The following is a 15962-nucleotide window of genomic DNA, read 5'->3' as shown; positions in this document are numbered from 1 at the left end:
AAATGGATGAGCGAAGCAAACGGGCGCAGATGGAGCGGAAGAGGAGAATTCGTAGAAAGAAACAGAGACGTCGGGTTTTGATTAGTGCGCTGGTGGAAGTTTTGATTCTGGCAGTGTTGGCTTTGGCGTTTTGTTGGGATAGAGGACTTAGTGCTAAAGTGTCGGGAGTGCTCGGGATTTTCGACAGACCGCCTGCGACGGAACTGGATGTGTCGGGAGTGAACAGCTCAAATGTGCTTTTAATGGATGTAAAAAGCGGAAAGGTCATTGGAAATCTAAATGGGGAAGAGCGGATTTATCCGGCATCCATGACGAAGATCATGACTGCAATTGTGGCGTTGGAAGCATTTTCAGATCTGGATCATGAGATTACTTTAAGTGAGAATATTTTTTATGCTCTGGACGGACATGATGCCACACAGGCAGGCTTTCAGCCAGGGGAGAGCGTGAGAGTGCGTGATCTGGTCTACGGCGTAATGCTGCCTTCCGGAGCAGAATGTTGTCTGGCCTTGGCAGATGAAGCATCCGGCTCAGAAGAAGCATTTGTGGAAAAGATGAATAAGAAGGCCAAGTCCATTGGGATGAAGGATACCCATTTTATGGATTGTACTGGCTTACATGATCCAGAGCATTATAGTACAGCATATGATATTGCGCTGCTGCTTAAGTATGCGTTACATAATGATACTTTCCGTGAAGTGGCAGAAAGCCATTTCCATTCTACGCCAGCTACCAATGTACATCCGGATGGAATTACCTATTACAGTACCATGTTTAAAAATATGTCGGATACATCGGTAACCGGCGGGGAAATTCTAGGTGGCAAAACCGGGTATACCTCTGAGGCAGGGCATTGTCTGGCAAGCTTTGCACAGATATATGACAGGGAGTACATTCTGGTAACTGCAGGCGCCGCGGCGGACGCTACGGGAGTGCCGCACATTCTGGACGCGAAAACAATTTATAACCGACTGGGCGAAGCAGTGGCGAAAAAATAAGAGCCTGCGTGGGGAAATTGGAGATTCCGGGTCACGGAGTGAACAGGAACAATTGGAGAATAATTCTATGACAGTTACTTACTTGTAATATTGAATAAAAGATGCTACCTTGAATAATAGTAGATACAATAAAAATCAGGGAGAAACGAAATGATTCATGTAGCAGTAGTGGAAGATGAAGAAAAGTACAGAGAGCAGTTATCGGAGTTTCTTTCCAGATATGGGAAGGAAAAGGGGATTTCCATACAGACCAGAATTTATTGTGACGGAATTGATATTCTGGATGAATATGCAGGTCAGTTTGAAGTTATCCTGCTGGACATTCGCATGAAGCATATTGATGGTATGGAAGCTGCTAGAAAGATTCGGGAAAAAGACAAAGAGGTTATTATTATTTTCATTACGAATATGGCAGAGTATGCCATACAAGGCTACGATGTGGAGGCCAGAGGGTTTATTTTGAAGCCAGTGCGCTATAAACTTTTTGCCCAGCAGATGGACAGGGCACGCAAAGAACTGGAAAGTAAAAAAGCGGAGTATCTGTCCTTACAGCTTCAGGCAGGTGTAAGAAATGTAAGTTTAAACGATATTTTCTATATGGAAAACAGAGAACATTATCTTCATATTCACCTGGAACAGGAAGATATTATTTTTTACTGTACCATTAAAGAAATGGAGAAAAGATTGGAAGGGAAGCCGTTCTTTCGCTGTAACAGCGGACTGATCGTAAATCTTGCAAAGGTACAGAGTGTGAAAAATAATGAGATTCTGGTACATGGCGAGACATTGACGGTGAGCCGTTCTAGAAAGAAAGAGTTTATGGAACAATTGACAGAATATATGGGAGAGGGAGAATATGTTTGAAGCGGCATTGCCGGGAATTCCTCGGCTTATTACAGCGTTGTCTCAGTGGCTTGGAATTACAGTAATGATCCTGCTTCTGGAAAAAAGGAAGTCCAAAATAATTTCTTTGGTTGAAATTTTACTATCTGAGATTGTAATTTTAACATTAAATTTTGTAATCGTAAGCTGGTTGCAGAGAACTACTATTGAATGGATTATTGATATGGTAATCAGTGTTCTTGTAATGATCTTATGCATATGGGTAATCTGTGAAATAGATTTTTGTAGTGCAATAGGTTACGGCATGATTGGATTTGTAACCGGTGAATTTGCCGCGTCCGCAGAATGGATGCTGAGTTGCTGGCTTATTGGTGGAGCTACTTTATGGAATGGATGGGCATTTTTTATATTGGTCAGTTCTTTTTTGCTTGCGTATGGAATTTTCTATTATCTGGAAAGAAAAATTTCAGAACGCTTTGCAGATATGGAAAAGAAACAGACACTGGTATTTGTTCTGATTGCTTTGTTAGCTATGATTGTTGGAAATCTGGGCTTTTATCGTGTGGATTATCGGACTACAGTGGAAATTGATGCAAGTATGATTTTGGCAATCATCAGAACACTGGTTGATTTCGGGGCAATTGCGGTAATTCTTTTTCTTCAAAGAAGCTGGCAGGAAGAGAGTGTCAAAAAAGAATTGACGGCAATCAATCATATGCTAAATTTGCAGTACAAGCAATATCTGGATTATAAAATGAACACGGAATATATCAGTCGCCAATGCCATGATCTGAAACACCAGATTGCGGCGCTTCGGAGTGCTTGCTCGTCAGAAGAACGGGAGACTTATTTGAAGGAACTGGAAGCGGCTGTACAACAATATGATTCTCAAAAGGTAACTGGAAATGCAGTGCTGGACTCCATTCTTACCCAGAAGCAGATGCAGTGTGCGCAGAAAAATATTCAATTTATCTGCAATGCAGATGGAAGGTTGCTGAAGAATCTGGCTGTCCGCGATATCAGCAATATTTTTGGAAATATTATAGATAATGCCATGGAATGTGTGGCAAAATATGAGGATGAAGATGACAGAATAATTCAAGGCTCTGTTTATCAGAAAAACAAGTTTCTGATCATTCGCTTTGAAAATTGCTGCTATGAGCAGTTGAAATTTGAAAAAGGTGTTCCTGTAACTACAAAGGAAGATAAGAACAGGCATGGATATGGTGTTACCAGCATTATTTATACTGTGAAAAAATATAATGGACATGTTCAGATTCAGTGTGAAGATAACTGGTTTGTAATAAAGGTTTTGATGCCAATTATGTAAGGAAAATGTCAAAACAGGTAAAATATCTCAATGGAATAAGCATTTGTGTTATGTTCTCTCTTGTAAAAAGAGCCGGTAATCAGACAAAAGGAACAAAAAATGTTCCTGGTTATTCTATAAAGAAACAGGAAAATAAAAACGTCTGAGAAATGGTAGAAAAACAAGGGAGGAAAAAGAAATGACATTTAGTGCAGAAGATGTAAAAATGGTCCTGAGTACAATCTCAGGATATCTGATCGTAATGGCTGTTCTTCTGGTGATAGCAATTGCAGTGGTAGTAGCAGTTCGTAAAATGGATAAGCCGAAGAAACGTCTGATCAGATGGCAAGCTTTGTTTGCATGGCTGCTGGCTGTAGTAGTTTGTGTAAACGCAATTTGCTTTGGAGTCTATGGAGATACTTTAAACGCGGCGTTAGCTGAGAAAAAGGATATTTCCGAGGAAGCCAAAGAGGCATCCAGAAACACAGTACAAGAAACAGCAGAGGAAGGAATCATTCTGGCAAAGAATGAGGACAAAGTGCTTCCTGTAACAGATGAGAAAAAGTTAAATGTATTTGGTTGGGCTTCTACGAACCCAATCTATGGAGGATCCGGTTCCGGAGCTTCTGATTCTTCATCTTCTGTATCTTTGCTGCAGGGACTTGAAAATGCAGGATTTGAGCTGAATACAGAACTGACAGATTTCTATAAGGATTATGCAGAGGCAAGGCCGGAAGCTGGTACTTCTGTGCAGGATTATACTTTACCTGAGCCTACGGCAGATTCCTACAGTGAAGAAATGCTGGAAAACGCAAAGAATTTTTCTGATTATGCAGTGGTTGTTGTTTCCCGTGTTAGCGGAGAGTGCTTCGACCTTCCGACTGATATGTATGAGGTAATCCACAATGACAATTTTGACCCAGATAATCAGTCCATTGCTGAAAATGGTACATATACCAATAATGGCGATTACGATGATTTTGAAAAAGGGCAGTCTTATCTTACACTGGACAAAACAGAACAGGATATGGTAAATCTTGTTTGTGAAAATTTTGATAGTGTAATTGTTGTTTACAATGGTGCCAACACAATGGAGATGGATTGGACTGATGAGTATCCGCAGATCAGAGGTGTGATTCTTTGTCCTGGTGCAGGAAGTACTGGATTCAATGCCCTGGGAGAGATTGTTTCCGGTGAAATAAATCCAAGCGGAAAAACAGTTGATACATGGGTAAAGGATCTGACAAACACTCCATATTTCAACAATATTGGAGATTTTACATATGATAATATCCAGGATTATACAGACCAGATCATCGCAGCAGATAATGGTTCTCTCTATCCGGGAACATTTGTTGATTACAATGAAGGCATTTATGTAGGATATAAGTTCTATGAGACTGCAGCTGAGGAAGGACTCATTGATTATGATGATTTTGTACAGTATCCATTTGGTTATGGACTTTCCTATACAGAATTTTCCCAGAAAATGGGTGAGATTCAGGAAGACGAAAATGGAAACATTACATTTGATGTTACAGTAACAAATGAAGGGGATACTGCAGGAAAAGATGTAGTAGAAGTGTATTACAATCCGCCATATACAAACGGTGGAATTGAGAAGGCTTCTGCAAACCTGATCCAGTTTGAAAAAACAGACCTGATTCAGCCAGGTGAGAGTCAGACTGTAACGATTTCTTTCAACAAAGATGATATGGCAGCTTTTGACAGCTATGATAATCAGTGTTATGTACTGGAAAAAGGAGAATATGGAATCAGTGTTCGTTCTGACTCCCATAATATTCTGGATGAAAAAACTTACGAAGTATCTGATACGATTGTATATGATGAGAGCAATCCAAGAAGTTCTGATGATACAGCAGCAGTAACGCGTTTTGCAGATGTGGAAGGTGACGATAGCTGTGACATTACTTATCTTTCCAGAAAAGATGGTTTCGCAAATTACGAAGAGGCAGTTTCTGCTCCATCTGAAAAACAGCACAATATGAGTGATGAGCTTCTGGCAACGTATGTTTCCAACGCAAATTACGATGGAACTATTTATAATGATGATTCCGATGGTATGCCGATTACCGGAGCAAAGAATGGTGTGAAACTGGCGGATTTAAGAGGTCTGGATTATGATGATCCAAAATGGGATGATCTGCTGGATGAGCTGACCTATGACGAGATGGAGAATATGATTGAGTTTGGCGGCTGGCATACTGCGGCAATCAAATCCATTGACAAGGTGGAAACAGCGGAATGCGACGGACCAGCTGGTGTAAATAACTTTATGACACAGCATTATGGAACGTCTTATTGCGTAGAGGTAATGCTGGCACAGACCTGGAGCAAAGAGATTGCTGAGAAATTCGGTGAGGCAATGGGGCAGGAGTTTGCTGATATTGACAATTATGGCTGGTATGGTCCTGCTATGGATACTCACAGATCTGCGTTTGGCGGAAGAAACTTTGAGTATTATTCAGAAGATGGCGTGCTTGGCGGTTACATTGGTGCTGCTGAGATTAATGGTGCAGCAACAAAAGGTGTTTATGCATATCTGAAGCATTTTGCATTAAATGACCAGGAAATCAATACTCGAGAAATGCTTTGCACATGGACAACCGAGCAGGCTATGCGTGAAATTTATCTGAAACCATTTGAGGTTGCAATAAAGAATTTTGAAGGTACAAGCATTGGCGTTATGGTTGCCTTTAACTTCATTGGAACTGCATGGGTGGGAGCAAGCAAGCCATTAATGACAGAAGTTCTCAGAGATGAGTGGGGCTTCCGCGGCGCGGCAATTACAGACTATTTTGGTGGATATGGTTATCAGAATGCAGATGCAGGGGTGCGTGCGGGAACAGACCTTATGCTGAACATGGTAAGCCAGTTTGCGCATATCACAGATAAGAGTGCAACTATGACAAAGGCTCTTCGCCAGGCATCCAAGAATATTCTGTATATGGTTGTAAACAGTGGTGCTTATACCGATCAGGCATATGAAAATGCAACCAAGATGCCTGCATGGAGAAAAACATTTATTACAGTTGATGTGATTTTAGGTGTACTTCTGGTTGTTGCTGAGGTTGCAGTAATTCTTAATTACAGAAAGAAGAAAAAAGAGCAGGAAGCATAAAATGCGCAAGCTAAATTGCTTCGAAATTTCAATGCCCCTGTGGGCTGTCAAAAATAGACAGCCTACAGGGGCATCATAGTTTTCAGCTTTTTCACAGTCCCCTGGGGTTCTGAACTGTTGCAAGATATGTCGTTTTATAGGAGAATTTTACGAACGATAAAACTTTACTTTATGCAGATAACCTTGTAAGCTATTTAAATATAGGAAAACACAAGAAAAACGGTGCACAGTTATTCTTTACTTTCAATATAGAAAACTATATAATAAAAGGAAAACTGTTTGATGAAAGATCTTAAGGAATTGAATCTGCTGGACCGTTTTCTGTTTGCTGAGGCGATGGAGGATCCGGAGAATATGCGGGATGTGTTGGAGATCATTTTTGGAAAAAATACTAAGAATCTTCCGAAAAGAAGCAGGTTTTACCAGAGCATGATCGATTCAAAATTATTGGAGCCTGGAGAAAAAGACTTTAATAAGATGAATGATGTGTACATTATATTAATAGCTCCATTTGATTTGTTTGGCGAAGGAAAATATATGTACACCTTTCAGATGACATGTCAGGAATCTTTTTCGGTATTGCTAAATGATGGAGCAACCCGCATTTTTCTAAACACGCATGGAACGAATCCAGAAGACGTGAGCCCGGAACTGGTGGAATTGCTTCACTACATAGAAAATACAACTCAGGAAGTGGCAGATTCTTGCACAAGTCCTAGAATACATAAGATGCAGGAGCGTATATGCAGTATCAAATCCAGTGAGGAAGTGAGTGTGAAATATATGCAGAGATAGGAAGAAATGGAAATGGAAAAAGACAAGGCGCGTGCAGAAGGGCGTAACTCTATAGCCAAGCTAATGGACAAGTTGCTGGAAGAAAATAGAGTAGACGACTGCAAAAGAGCTGTAAAAGATCCGGAATTTTGCCAAAAACTTATGGATGAGTTTGGAATAGAATAAGCAAAATAAAAAACATTCATTTCAATTAAACGTATATATTTAAACTGGGATACAATTTGTACCCCAGTTTAAATATGTTGGAGCGGTGTTATTTTGCCATTTTCAAAATTGCCACAATATCTCCTTTCGTCAGCGGCTGGAAAAATCCAACATGTCCATTTCTGCCGAAAACGCATTTCTCAGCCATTTCCTCAAACTGGGCGTCGGTTGGATGGATGCCTAGTTCAGTAAGGGTGATTGGCATGCCTATGGAGTGGCACCAGGTTTTCCAGGCGGTGATGGAATCACTATCCCCGAAAACTTTTTCACCAAACTGTGCAAATCTTCCTGGATTTGTGTTATACACATATTTCGCCCAGCTTCCCCATATAGCTGCAAGTCCGGCACCATGTGCCACATCAAACATACCGCCCAGCTCATGCTCGATCTTGTGTGTTCCGAAATCAGAAATACGTCCTGCACCAGTTAGTCCATTGTGGGAAAGGCTTCCAGCCCACATAAGAGTAGCCCGGGCTTCATAGTTTTCCGGCTCCTTTACCGCAACCTGGGCTGCATCGCGGACAGAAACCATCAGTCCCTCTGCGATTCGGTCAGTAAGGCTGGTATCCGTGTCAGTTGGGGTAAAATAGCGCTCCATGGTGTGCATCATGATATCAGCAGCGCCGCTGGCAGTCTGATAAGCCGGAAGGCTGTAAGTCAGCTCCGGGTTCATAATAGCAAATTTCGGACGTGCGCAGTCATGTCCATAAGAACGCTTCATCATGCCGTCTTCAATTGTGAGGACCATGGAAGAAGACATTTCAGAGCCTGCCGCGGCAATTGTAAGAACAACGCCAATGGGCAGGTTTTTATCTGTTTTTACACATCCATAAAGCAGGTCTTCCATCTCAAAATCATTGGCAATTCCGTAACCGATTCCCTTAGCCGTATCAATTACGCTGCCCCCGCCAATGGGCAGAAGGAAGTCAACACCTTCCGCACGTCCAATGCGGATCCCCTCTTTTACCAGGGAAAGACGTGGGTTTGGTACAACACCGTTCAAATCTACGTAGGAAAGACCTGCATCACTTAAACTCTTATGAACCCTGTCCAAAAGCCCGGAAGTCTCAATGTGTCCGCCCTTTTTTCCATAAACGATCATAACCTTATGTCCACCAAAGGCTACAACCTGTTTTCCAACCTCACTCTCACGCCCAGCTCCAAACAGAATCTTAGTAGGAGTGAAAAAATCAAAATTTATCATAAGAAAGTTCCTCCGTAAAAATATGCAACAGCAGTTTTTTTATTCTGAGCCCATTATATAGCAGGATTTGAAAAATATCCATTACTTTTGCGAATTCGGTCATCTATGTTAAAGTCAAAATTATGATATTTGTATATTCTTATAAATGGCTTGACAATACTACTACTATATTGATAAACTAAATGTATAAAAAATATACCACAAGGAGGCGAAAAAGAATGTCAAAAGAAGACCTTGGAAAATTGATCGATAATAAGAAATTTTCTAAAACGATGTATTGTTACGGAGATGACAAGCTTGGAAATTTTATTAAAGAAATATATTTTGATGGTATGAGAGAGGGATATAATTTAGCAAAATTTAGACTGGAGCTGCTTGATGGGATGCCATTTGATGCAGCTGATGAATATTGGGATAATAATATGGAAAAAATCAGAAGCATTTTGAATCTATGTAAACGGTATGATGAGATTGACAAACAAAAAAATGATTGACACCATATGCGACACCACATATAATGTGAATAGGAGATATAATAAATGTCAAAATGGGATAAACTGATAACACGTATATGCAATTTATCGAAAGACCTCCGATTTGACGAATTGCGGAAGGTATTGGAAAGTTATGGATATGAAATGAATGCACCGAGAAGTGGAAGCAGTCATTATACGTTTAGAAAACAAGGGTGCACACCAATTACAATACCGAAGCATGAACCAATCAAGAAAGTGTATGTGGAGATGGTAAGACTGATTGTGGAAGGCGAGGTGAAAAATGATGAAGACGTTGAATGATTATATGGCAATGTCCTATCGTATGGAAATTGTGGAAGATAAAGACGAAGGCGGATTTGTAGTTTCTTATCCAGATTTACCTGGCTGCATTACTTGCGGAGAAACTTTAGAACGTGCAGTGGCAAATGCGGTGGATGCGAAAAAAGCCTGGCTTGAGGCTGCATTAGAAGATGGGATAGAAATTCATGAGCCAGACAGCTTGGAAGATTATTCGGGACAATTTAAGTTGAGAATACCTCGAAGCCTGCATAGATCATTGGCAGAACATTCTAAGAGAGAAGGAATCAGCATGAATCAATATTGTGTATATCTTCTTTCCAGAAATGATGCAGTATTCTCTAAGTAAAATTGTCGTAACGATTCAGAGATTGAGAACTCAAACAAATATATGTAACTGAAATAGAATAGTGAAAAAGGCATCCTCAAACGAATTTGTGTAAGGGTGCCTTTTGCCATTTTAGCTACACGATTCTCGTTTCAGCAGCCTCTTATAGCTGCAATCCATCCCAATAGCCCCCAACGGCGCGGTGATCAGAATGCCCAGAACTGCTATGGAGAGCACGATCTGTCCGCAGGAGAGGCCCATGGCCATTGGGACGGAGCCGATGGCGGCCTGGACGGTTGCTTTGGGCAGGTAGGCGATGGAGCAGAACAGTTTTTCTTTTGCGGTCAGGTTGGTTCCGGCTACGCAGAGGGTGACGCCAAGGGTGCGGATTAGCAGGGCGGCGAAGATCATAGCCAGGGCTGCAGGACCTGCTTTCAAGGTATAGCGGATATCTACGGATGCACCCACAAGTACGAAAAGCAGGACTTCAGCAGCCAGCCACAGCTTTCCGAATTTCTGGGAAAGACGGGCGGAGACGGAAGAGGTACACTTTAGCTTTAAAACGCAAGCCATGCTTACCACAGCCAGAAGCCCGGAAATAGAAACCACCGGTTTCAGCCATGTCTCAATAGACATCAGCAGGAAAGACATGCCCATTACCACGATCACCTTCATACTGTTCCGCACCATATGGCTGTGGGCGTAGGCTGTCTCGAAAAACAGGGAAAGAAGATAACCAGTCACACTTCCAAGTACAATACCCAGGACAATGGAAACCGGAATGTTGATAAAATCCTTCACATGTGCACTGCCGCCCTGTGCCATAGTAGAAAATGTGGAAAACAGCACGATCACATAAATATCATCACAGGAAGCGCCTGCCAGGATCATCTGGGGAATGCTTTTGGCTGTGCCGTATTTTTCATCCATCAACTGTACCATTCTTGGGACAACTACAGCCGGGGATACCGCACCCATTACAGCGCCCATCACAGCCGCTTCCAGTCTGGTAATTCCCAGAAAATACGGTGCCAGCAAAAAGTAAGCCAGGATTTCGAAAGTTGCAGGAATGCAGGCCATCATGATGGCAGGACGTCCCACTTTCTTCAGATCGGCAAGATTCAGGGAAAGTCCCGCTTTCAGCAGGATAATGATCAACGCGATCTGCCGCAGCTCCGATGAGATGGACAGAATCGACGGATCCAATACGTTCAGCACATAAGGTCCCAGTAAAATACCGGTGATCAGCATACCGATAATACGCGGTAGTTTCAGTGTCTGGCAAATAGCAGCCAGGGAAAGTCCCACAAGAAAAATAAAAGCCAGAGATGTTAACATTGTTATAAATTCCTCCTTTTTACGCAGAAAAGCTGATGCTTCCTGCGACAATTGTTATCACAGAAGTCATCAGCTTAATAAGCGGTTCGGGATGATCCCGGGGAGACATTCATTCCCCTTTGTTTCTGGTGGTATAATAGCACATTATAAAAGTGGTGGCAAGAAGAAATTATAAATCAAATAACAACTTCGGCTGTGCACGTTACTGCTCACTCTGTGACCAGTAACCGCTCCGCGATGCACAGAAAGACGAACCTTCTTGTGACAAGCACAAGAAGTAGCGTTTGCTGCGCAAACTTAATTCTCGGGTTTTCTATGAACTTTGTTCACGAAAAACACCTCGCGGAATGTTACCAGTGAACAGTAACCTGTGCACAACAACGTGCTTTGTAACATGTAGAATCTAAGTTTTGTATCATTAGGCGTTGGGGGAAGAGAATTAAAACAACGTCTCTTCATTCTCCTCAAATAGTTTATCATTAATTTCAAACAACTTAAGCCTATGAAGCAGTCCATAATAAATAATGGCATCTCTTTTTAATTTCGGATAAAGCTGTGCCATTCCACAAAGCTTCAGCAGTTCCTGGGTTTCGTCAACCGTCGCTTCAAGCCCATAACACAGGCACAGCAGACGATTCCGCGATGGATTACGGCGGCCTGCGAAAATCTGATGGAGATATATTTCGCTCATACCGGCCTGTTTGGCAAGCGCTGCCTTAGAGATATGTTTCTTCTCGAACAGACGGTTTAATAATTCTGCCACACTCTTATTTTCAAATTGCTCCTGGTTCTGGGACAGAAACTGGCTCAGATCCGGGGAATCCATAAGCTCCTGCTGTAAACCATCTGTATTTTTCTTTTTCATATTCGCGCCTTTACAATAATTTGTCAATAAGTTAAAATAATTTTAACAATACAATCAAATAAAACTATACTATAAAAAATTCTGAAAAACAATATGCAGTCAGCATAGTGGTTGTTGCCCTCTGGCAGTGTTCCATAGCTGTGGGAGTGCCATTGGCGAGGAACAGCTGATTCTCATAGCGTGCAGGTGATATGTCCATTTGGGGAATGATAGTTGGTGATAAGGAGAAATATGGAAATTTATGACAGTCTTTTAGGCGCAGTTTGTGACGAATATGACAGGGTCACATTGATCAAAAAAAGCGAGCGGGGCGAAGTAACCTTGATACGCCACAGGGCAAGCGGAAACCGCTATATTTTCAGACATTTTTCCGGCAGCAGTGAAGTGTACCGGAAGCTTCTTACGGTATCCTGTCCCAATCTGCCCCAGATCATGGAGGTGGGGGAAAAGGAGGGAAAAACAGCTCTTCTGGAAGAATATGTGCAAGGTGATACGCTGGGGGAGATTTTACAGGGCGGACTTTTGACAGCGGCACAGGCAAAGCAGATCACCCGCCAGCTGTGCATGGCTTTGTGGGTGCTTCATTCCCTGGGAGTTGTACATAGAGATGTAAAGCCAGATAATGTGATCATACGTGGAACCGAAGCGGTTCTTATCGATTTTGATGCTTCCAGAATTTATAAAAATGAAAACAGAGAAGATACACAGATTCTTGGAACCACAGGCTTTGCAGCACCGGAACAGTATGGGCTCTCCCAGTCTGATGGGCGTGCGGATATTTATGCACTGGGAGTTCTGCTGAACATTATGCTGACTGGGGAACATCCCTCCAGGAAGCTTGCCAGCGGAAGAATGGGCAGGATCGTCCAGCGTTGTACCATGGTAAATCCGGAGAAAAGATACAAGAATATCCTTCATCTGATGGAGGTTTTGTAAAGCATAAAAAGCTTATGGTCTCTGGAAAAAAGCCTGTAAATTTATAATACAAGATGGATAATTACTTACTAGAGTGTGTTTGAAAAATCATTCCCGCAATCTGCACGCCCCACTTTGCGGGAGATTTCACCGGAATTCGGTTGCCGTAGCCCGCTACGGCGCCCTCATCCGAGCGAAATCTCCCACAAATTGTGACGCACATTTTGCAGAAAGCCTTTTTCAAACACGCTCTAGCTGTAAGGTATGTTAACCATAAATATATCGTAATAGGAGAAAAATATGAGTAAAAAATGTATAAAATGCGGACAGCCTCTTTCGGACAACGCTTCTTTTTGTCCTCACTGTACAGCAGTCCAGAAGGAAAAACAGGAGATAAAAGCACCGAAACGATGGAGAAAGGCGGCTTTTGGAGCAGCTGCTGTGGTAGTGCTTCTGGCAGCTGTTGGAGCAGCTTTTTCCCTGCATCACCGTCCGAAGTCCTATGAGGGAGGGGCGCAGGTGGTTTATACAGACAAAGGAAAATCTTATAAACTGCTGTTGAATTTTTCCGAAGATGATGGAGTAACAGGACATGCCCAGGGTGAACGTACTGATACACTGGCACAGGGAATGGAGAGTGCCCTTCCATGTCAGCTGTATGTTCTGGATCAGGAGACTGGAGAACTGGCGTGGGAAGAATTTACAGAAAAGGTAGTTTCCTGTAAGGTGGATACAAAACCTGGAGAAAATTCCCGGAAGGTAGATTATGTAGAACCGGTTCATAACGAGAGTTTTCCAAATGCAGCATATGTTTCTGATATTATTTATACCTCAGACAGCGGTACTAACGATATCTTGTGGAACCTGACGATGAAAAACGGAGATACGATTTCTCTTAGCACACGGCTTACCATTGAAAAGCAGGCAGCAGTTACCTATTTTTCAGAGGATACGCCTATGGAGACCACAGAGGAACTGAATGCATTGCTGGCTTCCATTGAGGAAGAGGTGTCATCGGAAACTCCGGTTTACCTTCATCTTCCGGCAGTAACTTATGATGGTGATATTGTTTTTGGAAATCATGTGTGGGGAATTTATGGCAGCTCAGACGGAGATGACGTGACTACTTTCACAGGAACCGTCAGCTTGCGCGGATTGAATGGAAATTACGCGGAAATGTCAGGAATCCAGTTTAAAGGGAATTCTGGAATTGGGGTGAACGCGTATTGTCTTACTTTACTTTCCAAATGCAGTTTTAATGGTTGGGATACGGCTGCAATTGCCAATAATGAAGCCTGGGTAAATGCAATGGACTGTACTTTTACCAATAATAAAATTGCACTGAAGTTTAACAGCAGCATGGCTTATGGTACAGCGCCCAACTATCTGAATAATACATTTACCGGAAATGGAACGGCGGTCTGCATTGAGAATCTGCCTGGAAATGAAGTTCTTGATTTCGCGGGAAGCACTTTTTCAGGAAATGATGTGGATATTGATAATAAGGCAGAGCATTCGGTGGATACGGCGAAGGCGAATTTTGAGACTGCTTCGGAGTAATGCTCTGTGAGGACTTTTTTATATAGCGTTCAAGTAATATTTTAATAAGATTTTTAGGGTTACAGATCGATCAATTTGCGGTCTGTAACTCTTTTTTATATTACGGCACAATGGCAGATGCCGCCGGGACTCCCTGCAACAGTAAGAGAAGCCTGCAAAGTATGACTTCTGTGCATCGCGAAGCGTGTTGCTGAGAAGGTCGTGAATAGTAATAATTTCTTCTTGTACTATGCTTTCAGGTAATTGCTTTCCTTCCTCCTATTATTATATAATAACTTATCAGTCTCAAATAAAATTACAAAAAATGGGGGTCAAAGGATGAAGAAAAGAACATTAGCGCTGGCGTTGGCATTGGGGGGGTGTATTTATGTCTCCAACGCTTTCCTATGGGGAAGAGAATGCAGAGGTAGTTTCAGAAATAGAAGAGGATTCCAGTATGGATGAAGGAAACAATAACTCCTGGGGAAAAGTTGCGGTAGTAGATGACCTCGGGGATGCAACGGGGCAATCTGTTATAAGTACGGTTGTTTCCGGAACCTTTAGCAATACGGCAACAACTGGAAGTGATGTGCTTGTCACAGCATATATTAATTTTGATGAATTTGATTATTGTTATGATTTATCTTTTAAACTTTTAGAGTATAAGGATACCCCTGCTACTTATTTTTCTTCTGATTCTAAAGAATTGAAAATAAAAGTTGGAAGTATAAATACGGTATATGAATATGGTTTGCTAGGTGAGGAACCCAATGGCAATGTTTATGTCAGCGGATCTTCAGGAGAAGATATTGTGAAATATTTATATGAAGGAAATGATATACGTTGTGTACTGAATCTTGGTTCATCTAAATATAGCTTTGCATTGGAAGCAGGCAATATCGCAGAGCTAATTGATGAAGGCGGATATGGTGCGCCGTTAGATGAGGAAGGCAGGAAGGAAAGAAAAAGTAAACATGAAATAGAAGAAGCGCAGGAAAGCAGCAGGAAAAAACAGGAAGCAGAGCTTGCACAGGCGGAGAAGGTTATAAAATCCAAAGATGATTTTATTGCTGCATATGTGAATCATACAGATGCGGATAATGACTATGAAAGTGGATTTTATTACTTCAAAGCTCATGCAGACGAGTTTGAGACTTTAACAGAAGAGGAATTATCCTCCATTTTTCCATGCAGATTCCGGTATTATACGGTCAACTGGGCAATTGGCGGAACCACTGGTGCCGGAGACCTTTATGAATATGACGCAGATGGTAATACAAAACAGCTTGGAAGCTTTGGAACAGATGACAGCTATCGCACAAGAGAAGAAATAAATCCCAACTGGCCTGAGATTAATGGAAGCTGGCGAATCGAAGATGGAAAACTGATCCGAACAATTACATCTGGAAATCAGGAAAAACGTTATATTGTGAAATCATTAGACCGTGACGGCTATTATTTATTATGCTTTGAAAGTGCAACCGGCGAGGTGAATGCGGTTATGATGATTGTTTTATATGATGAGAACAATATGCCGTTGTATGAATTTACAGAAAATTAAGTACAAAATAGCGAGAGAAGCTATGCGGGGAGGGACTGTGGTCCGCACAAATTAAACGAAACGGGAGAGACACATTTTGAGAGTTTTTAAGAGTGAAAAATGGGTTAGGGACACCTGATTTACATAT

General features: G+C 41.9%; 16 protein-coding genes and 1 riboswitch. Of the genes, 12 read left to right on the top strand and 4 right to left on the bottom strand.

The features are described from left to right. The first annotated feature begins 2 nt into the window (after window positions 1-2). The 6 genes from ACESTK_RS14345 (at window position 3) to ACESTK_RS14320 (ending at window position 7252) form a co-directional block, all read left to right on the top strand. Entirely contained in the window at window positions 3-998 is a 996-nt protein-coding gene (locus ACESTK_RS14345) for a D-alanyl-D-alanine carboxypeptidase family protein (protein WP_373120047.1), read from the top strand. Window positions 999-1148: 150 nt separating this feature from the next. Continuing rightward, on the top strand, window positions 1149-1862 hold the full coding sequence (locus tag ACESTK_RS14340) for a LytTR family DNA-binding domain-containing protein (protein WP_195698944.1): 714 nt from the start codon (window positions 1149-1151) through the stop codon (window positions 1860-1862). Then, the gene (locus ACESTK_RS14335) at window positions 1855-3171 is read left to right on the top strand and encodes an ATP-binding protein (RefSeq protein ID WP_195698945.1); all 1317 of its coding nucleotides are present in this window, start codon (window positions 1855-1857) and stop codon (window positions 3169-3171) included. The genes ACESTK_RS14340 and ACESTK_RS14335 overlap by 8 nt, the downstream gene beginning before the upstream one ends. Before the next feature lie 178 nt (window positions 3172-3349). Further along, on the top strand, window positions 3350-6292 hold the full coding sequence (locus ACESTK_RS14330; protein WP_195698946.1) for a glycoside hydrolase family 3 C-terminal domain-containing protein: 2943 nt from the start codon (window positions 3350-3352) through the stop codon (window positions 6290-6292). A gap of 282 nt (window positions 6293-6574) precedes the next feature. Continuing rightward, the gene (locus ACESTK_RS14325; RefSeq protein ID WP_243284451.1) at window positions 6575-7087 is read left to right on the top strand and encodes a hypothetical protein; all 513 of its coding nucleotides are present in this window, start codon (window positions 6575-6577) and stop codon (window positions 7085-7087) included. 12 nt (window positions 7088-7099) lie between these two features. Beyond that, window positions 7100-7252: a hypothetical protein gene (locus tag ACESTK_RS14320; protein ID WP_243284452.1), complete on the top strand. Its 153-nt coding sequence runs from the start codon at window positions 7100-7102 to the stop codon at window positions 7250-7252. Between the two features lie 88 nt (window positions 7253-7340). Here ACESTK_RS14320 and ACESTK_RS14315 read toward each other — a convergent pair whose 3' ends face one another. Further along, window positions 7341-8495 carry an iron-containing alcohol dehydrogenase gene (locus ACESTK_RS14315; RefSeq protein WP_373120042.1) on the bottom strand — a complete coding sequence of 385 codons (1155 nt, stop codon included), beginning with the start codon at window positions 8493-8495 and terminating at the stop codon, window positions 7341-7343. Window positions 8496-8713: 218 nt separating this feature from the next. On the opposite strand from ACESTK_RS14315, the gene ACESTK_RS14310 reads away from it, so the two are divergent. The 3 genes from ACESTK_RS14310 to ACESTK_RS14300 are packed head-to-tail and all read left to right on the top strand — an operon-like array spanning window position 8714 to window position 9638. Next, window positions 8714-8989 carry a hypothetical protein gene (locus ACESTK_RS14310; RefSeq protein WP_195698948.1) on the top strand — a complete coding sequence of 92 codons (276 nt, stop codon included), beginning with the start codon at window positions 8714-8716 and terminating at the stop codon, window positions 8987-8989. Window positions 8990-9034: 45 nt separating this feature from the next. After that, window positions 9035-9292 carry a type II toxin-antitoxin system HicA family toxin gene (locus ACESTK_RS14305; protein ID WP_195698949.1) on the top strand — a complete coding sequence of 86 codons (258 nt, stop codon included), beginning with the start codon at window positions 9035-9037 and terminating at the stop codon, window positions 9290-9292. After that, window positions 9276-9638: a type II toxin-antitoxin system HicB family antitoxin gene (locus ACESTK_RS14300; RefSeq protein ID WP_195698984.1), complete on the top strand. Its 363-nt coding sequence runs from the start codon at window positions 9276-9278 to the stop codon at window positions 9636-9638. The genes ACESTK_RS14305 and ACESTK_RS14300 overlap by 17 nt, the downstream gene beginning before the upstream one ends. 111 nt (window positions 9639-9749) lie before the next feature. On the opposite strand, the gene ACESTK_RS14295 is transcribed toward ACESTK_RS14300, so the two are convergent. Both ACESTK_RS14295 and ACESTK_RS14290 read right to left on the bottom strand, forming a co-directional pair. Further along, the gene (locus ACESTK_RS14295) at window positions 9750-10955 is read right to left on the bottom strand and encodes a sodium:proton antiporter (RefSeq protein ID WP_195698950.1); all 1206 of its coding nucleotides are present in this window, start codon (window positions 10953-10955) and stop codon (window positions 9750-9752) included. 53 nt (window positions 10956-11008) lie between these two features. After that, window positions 11009-11081: riboswitch (Fluoride riboswitch) on the bottom strand. A gap of 313 nt (window positions 11082-11394) precedes the next feature. After that, window positions 11395-11820: a helix-turn-helix domain-containing protein gene (locus ACESTK_RS14290; RefSeq protein WP_148463803.1), complete on the bottom strand. Its 426-nt coding sequence runs from the start codon at window positions 11818-11820 to the stop codon at window positions 11395-11397. Window positions 11821-12051: 231 nt separating this feature from the next. On the opposite strand from ACESTK_RS14290, the gene ACESTK_RS14285 reads away from it, so the two are divergent. After that, entirely contained in the window at window positions 12052-12756 is a 705-nt protein-coding gene (locus tag ACESTK_RS14285; protein ID WP_148463804.1) for a serine/threonine-protein kinase, read from the top strand. A 61-nt stretch (window positions 12757-12817) separates the two neighbouring features. Here ACESTK_RS14285 and ACESTK_RS14280 read toward each other — a convergent pair whose 3' ends face one another. Further along, entirely contained in the window at window positions 12818-13138 is a 321-nt protein-coding gene (locus ACESTK_RS14280; protein ID WP_373120038.1) for a DUF6783 domain-containing protein, read from the bottom strand. Here ACESTK_RS14280 and ACESTK_RS14275 point away from each other — a divergent pair. Both ACESTK_RS14275 and ACESTK_RS14270 read left to right on the top strand, forming a co-directional pair. After that, the gene (locus ACESTK_RS14275) at window positions 13036-14295 is read left to right on the top strand and encodes a zinc ribbon domain-containing protein (RefSeq protein ID WP_373120064.1); all 1260 of its coding nucleotides are present in this window, start codon (window positions 13036-13038) and stop codon (window positions 14293-14295) included. The two genes, ACESTK_RS14280 and ACESTK_RS14275, sit on opposite strands and share 103 nt — an antisense overlap. Before the next feature lie 367 nt (window positions 14296-14662). After that, window positions 14663-15835 carry a hypothetical protein gene (locus ACESTK_RS14270; RefSeq protein ID WP_373120037.1) on the top strand — a complete coding sequence of 391 codons (1173 nt, stop codon included), beginning with the start codon at window positions 14663-14665 and terminating at the stop codon, window positions 15833-15835. The last annotated feature ends 127 nt before the right edge of the window (window positions 15836-15962 follow it).

The sequence above is a fragment of the Ruminococcus sp. Marseille-P328 genome, from assembly GCF_964249465.1.
GTDB classification, from domain to species: domain Bacteria; phylum Bacillota; class Clostridia; order Lachnospirales; family Lachnospiraceae; genus Blautia_A; species Blautia_A faecis.
This window is presented reverse-complemented; position numbering and strand designations above follow the sequence as displayed.

Bases quoted from the DNA above. Each gene is read 5' to 3' on its own strand.
- ACESTK_RS14345 (WP_373120047.1), top strand. From the start codon at position 3: ATGGATGAGCGAAGCAAACGGGCGCAGATGGAGCGGAAGAGGAGAATT.
- ACESTK_RS14340 (WP_195698944.1), top strand. From the start codon at position 1,149: ATGATTCATGTAGCAGTAGTGGAAGATGAAGAAAAGTACAGAGAGCAG.
- ACESTK_RS14335 (WP_195698945.1), top strand. From the start codon at position 1,855: ATGTTTGAAGCGGCATTGCCGGGAATTCCTCGGCTTATTACAGCGTTG.
- ACESTK_RS14330 (WP_195698946.1), top strand. From the start codon at position 3,350: ATGACATTTAGTGCAGAAGATGTAAAAATGGTCCTGAGTACAATCTCA.
- ACESTK_RS14325 (WP_243284451.1), top strand. From the start codon at position 6,575: ATGAAAGATCTTAAGGAATTGAATCTGCTGGACCGTTTTCTGTTTGCT.
- ACESTK_RS14320 (WP_243284452.1), top strand. From the start codon at position 7,100: ATGGAAAAAGACAAGGCGCGTGCAGAAGGGCGTAACTCTATAGCCAAG.
- ACESTK_RS14315 (WP_373120042.1), bottom strand. From the start codon at position 8,495: ATGATAAATTTTGATTTTTTCACTCCTACTAAGATTCTGTTTGGAGCT.
- ACESTK_RS14310 (WP_195698948.1), top strand. From the start codon at position 8,714: ATGTCAAAAGAAGACCTTGGAAAATTGATCGATAATAAGAAATTTTCT.
- ACESTK_RS14305 (WP_195698949.1), top strand. From the start codon at position 9,035: ATGTCAAAATGGGATAAACTGATAACACGTATATGCAATTTATCGAAA.
- ACESTK_RS14300 (WP_195698984.1), top strand. From the start codon at position 9,276: ATGAAGACGTTGAATGATTATATGGCAATGTCCTATCGTATGGAAATT.
- ACESTK_RS14295 (WP_195698950.1), bottom strand. From the start codon at position 10,955: ATGTTAACATCTCTGGCTTTTATTTTTCTTGTGGGACTTTCCCTGGCT.
- ACESTK_RS14290 (WP_148463803.1), bottom strand. From the start codon at position 11,820: ATGAAAAAGAAAAATACAGATGGTTTACAGCAGGAGCTTATGGATTCC.
- ACESTK_RS14285 (WP_148463804.1), top strand. From the start codon at position 12,052: ATGGAAATTTATGACAGTCTTTTAGGCGCAGTTTGTGACGAATATGAC.
- ACESTK_RS14275 (WP_373120064.1), top strand. From the start codon at position 13,036: ATGAGTAAAAAATGTATAAAATGCGGACAGCCTCTTTCGGACAACGCT.
- ACESTK_RS14270 (WP_373120037.1), top strand. From the start codon at position 14,663: ATGTCTCCAACGCTTTCCTATGGGGAAGAGAATGCAGAGGTAGTTTCA.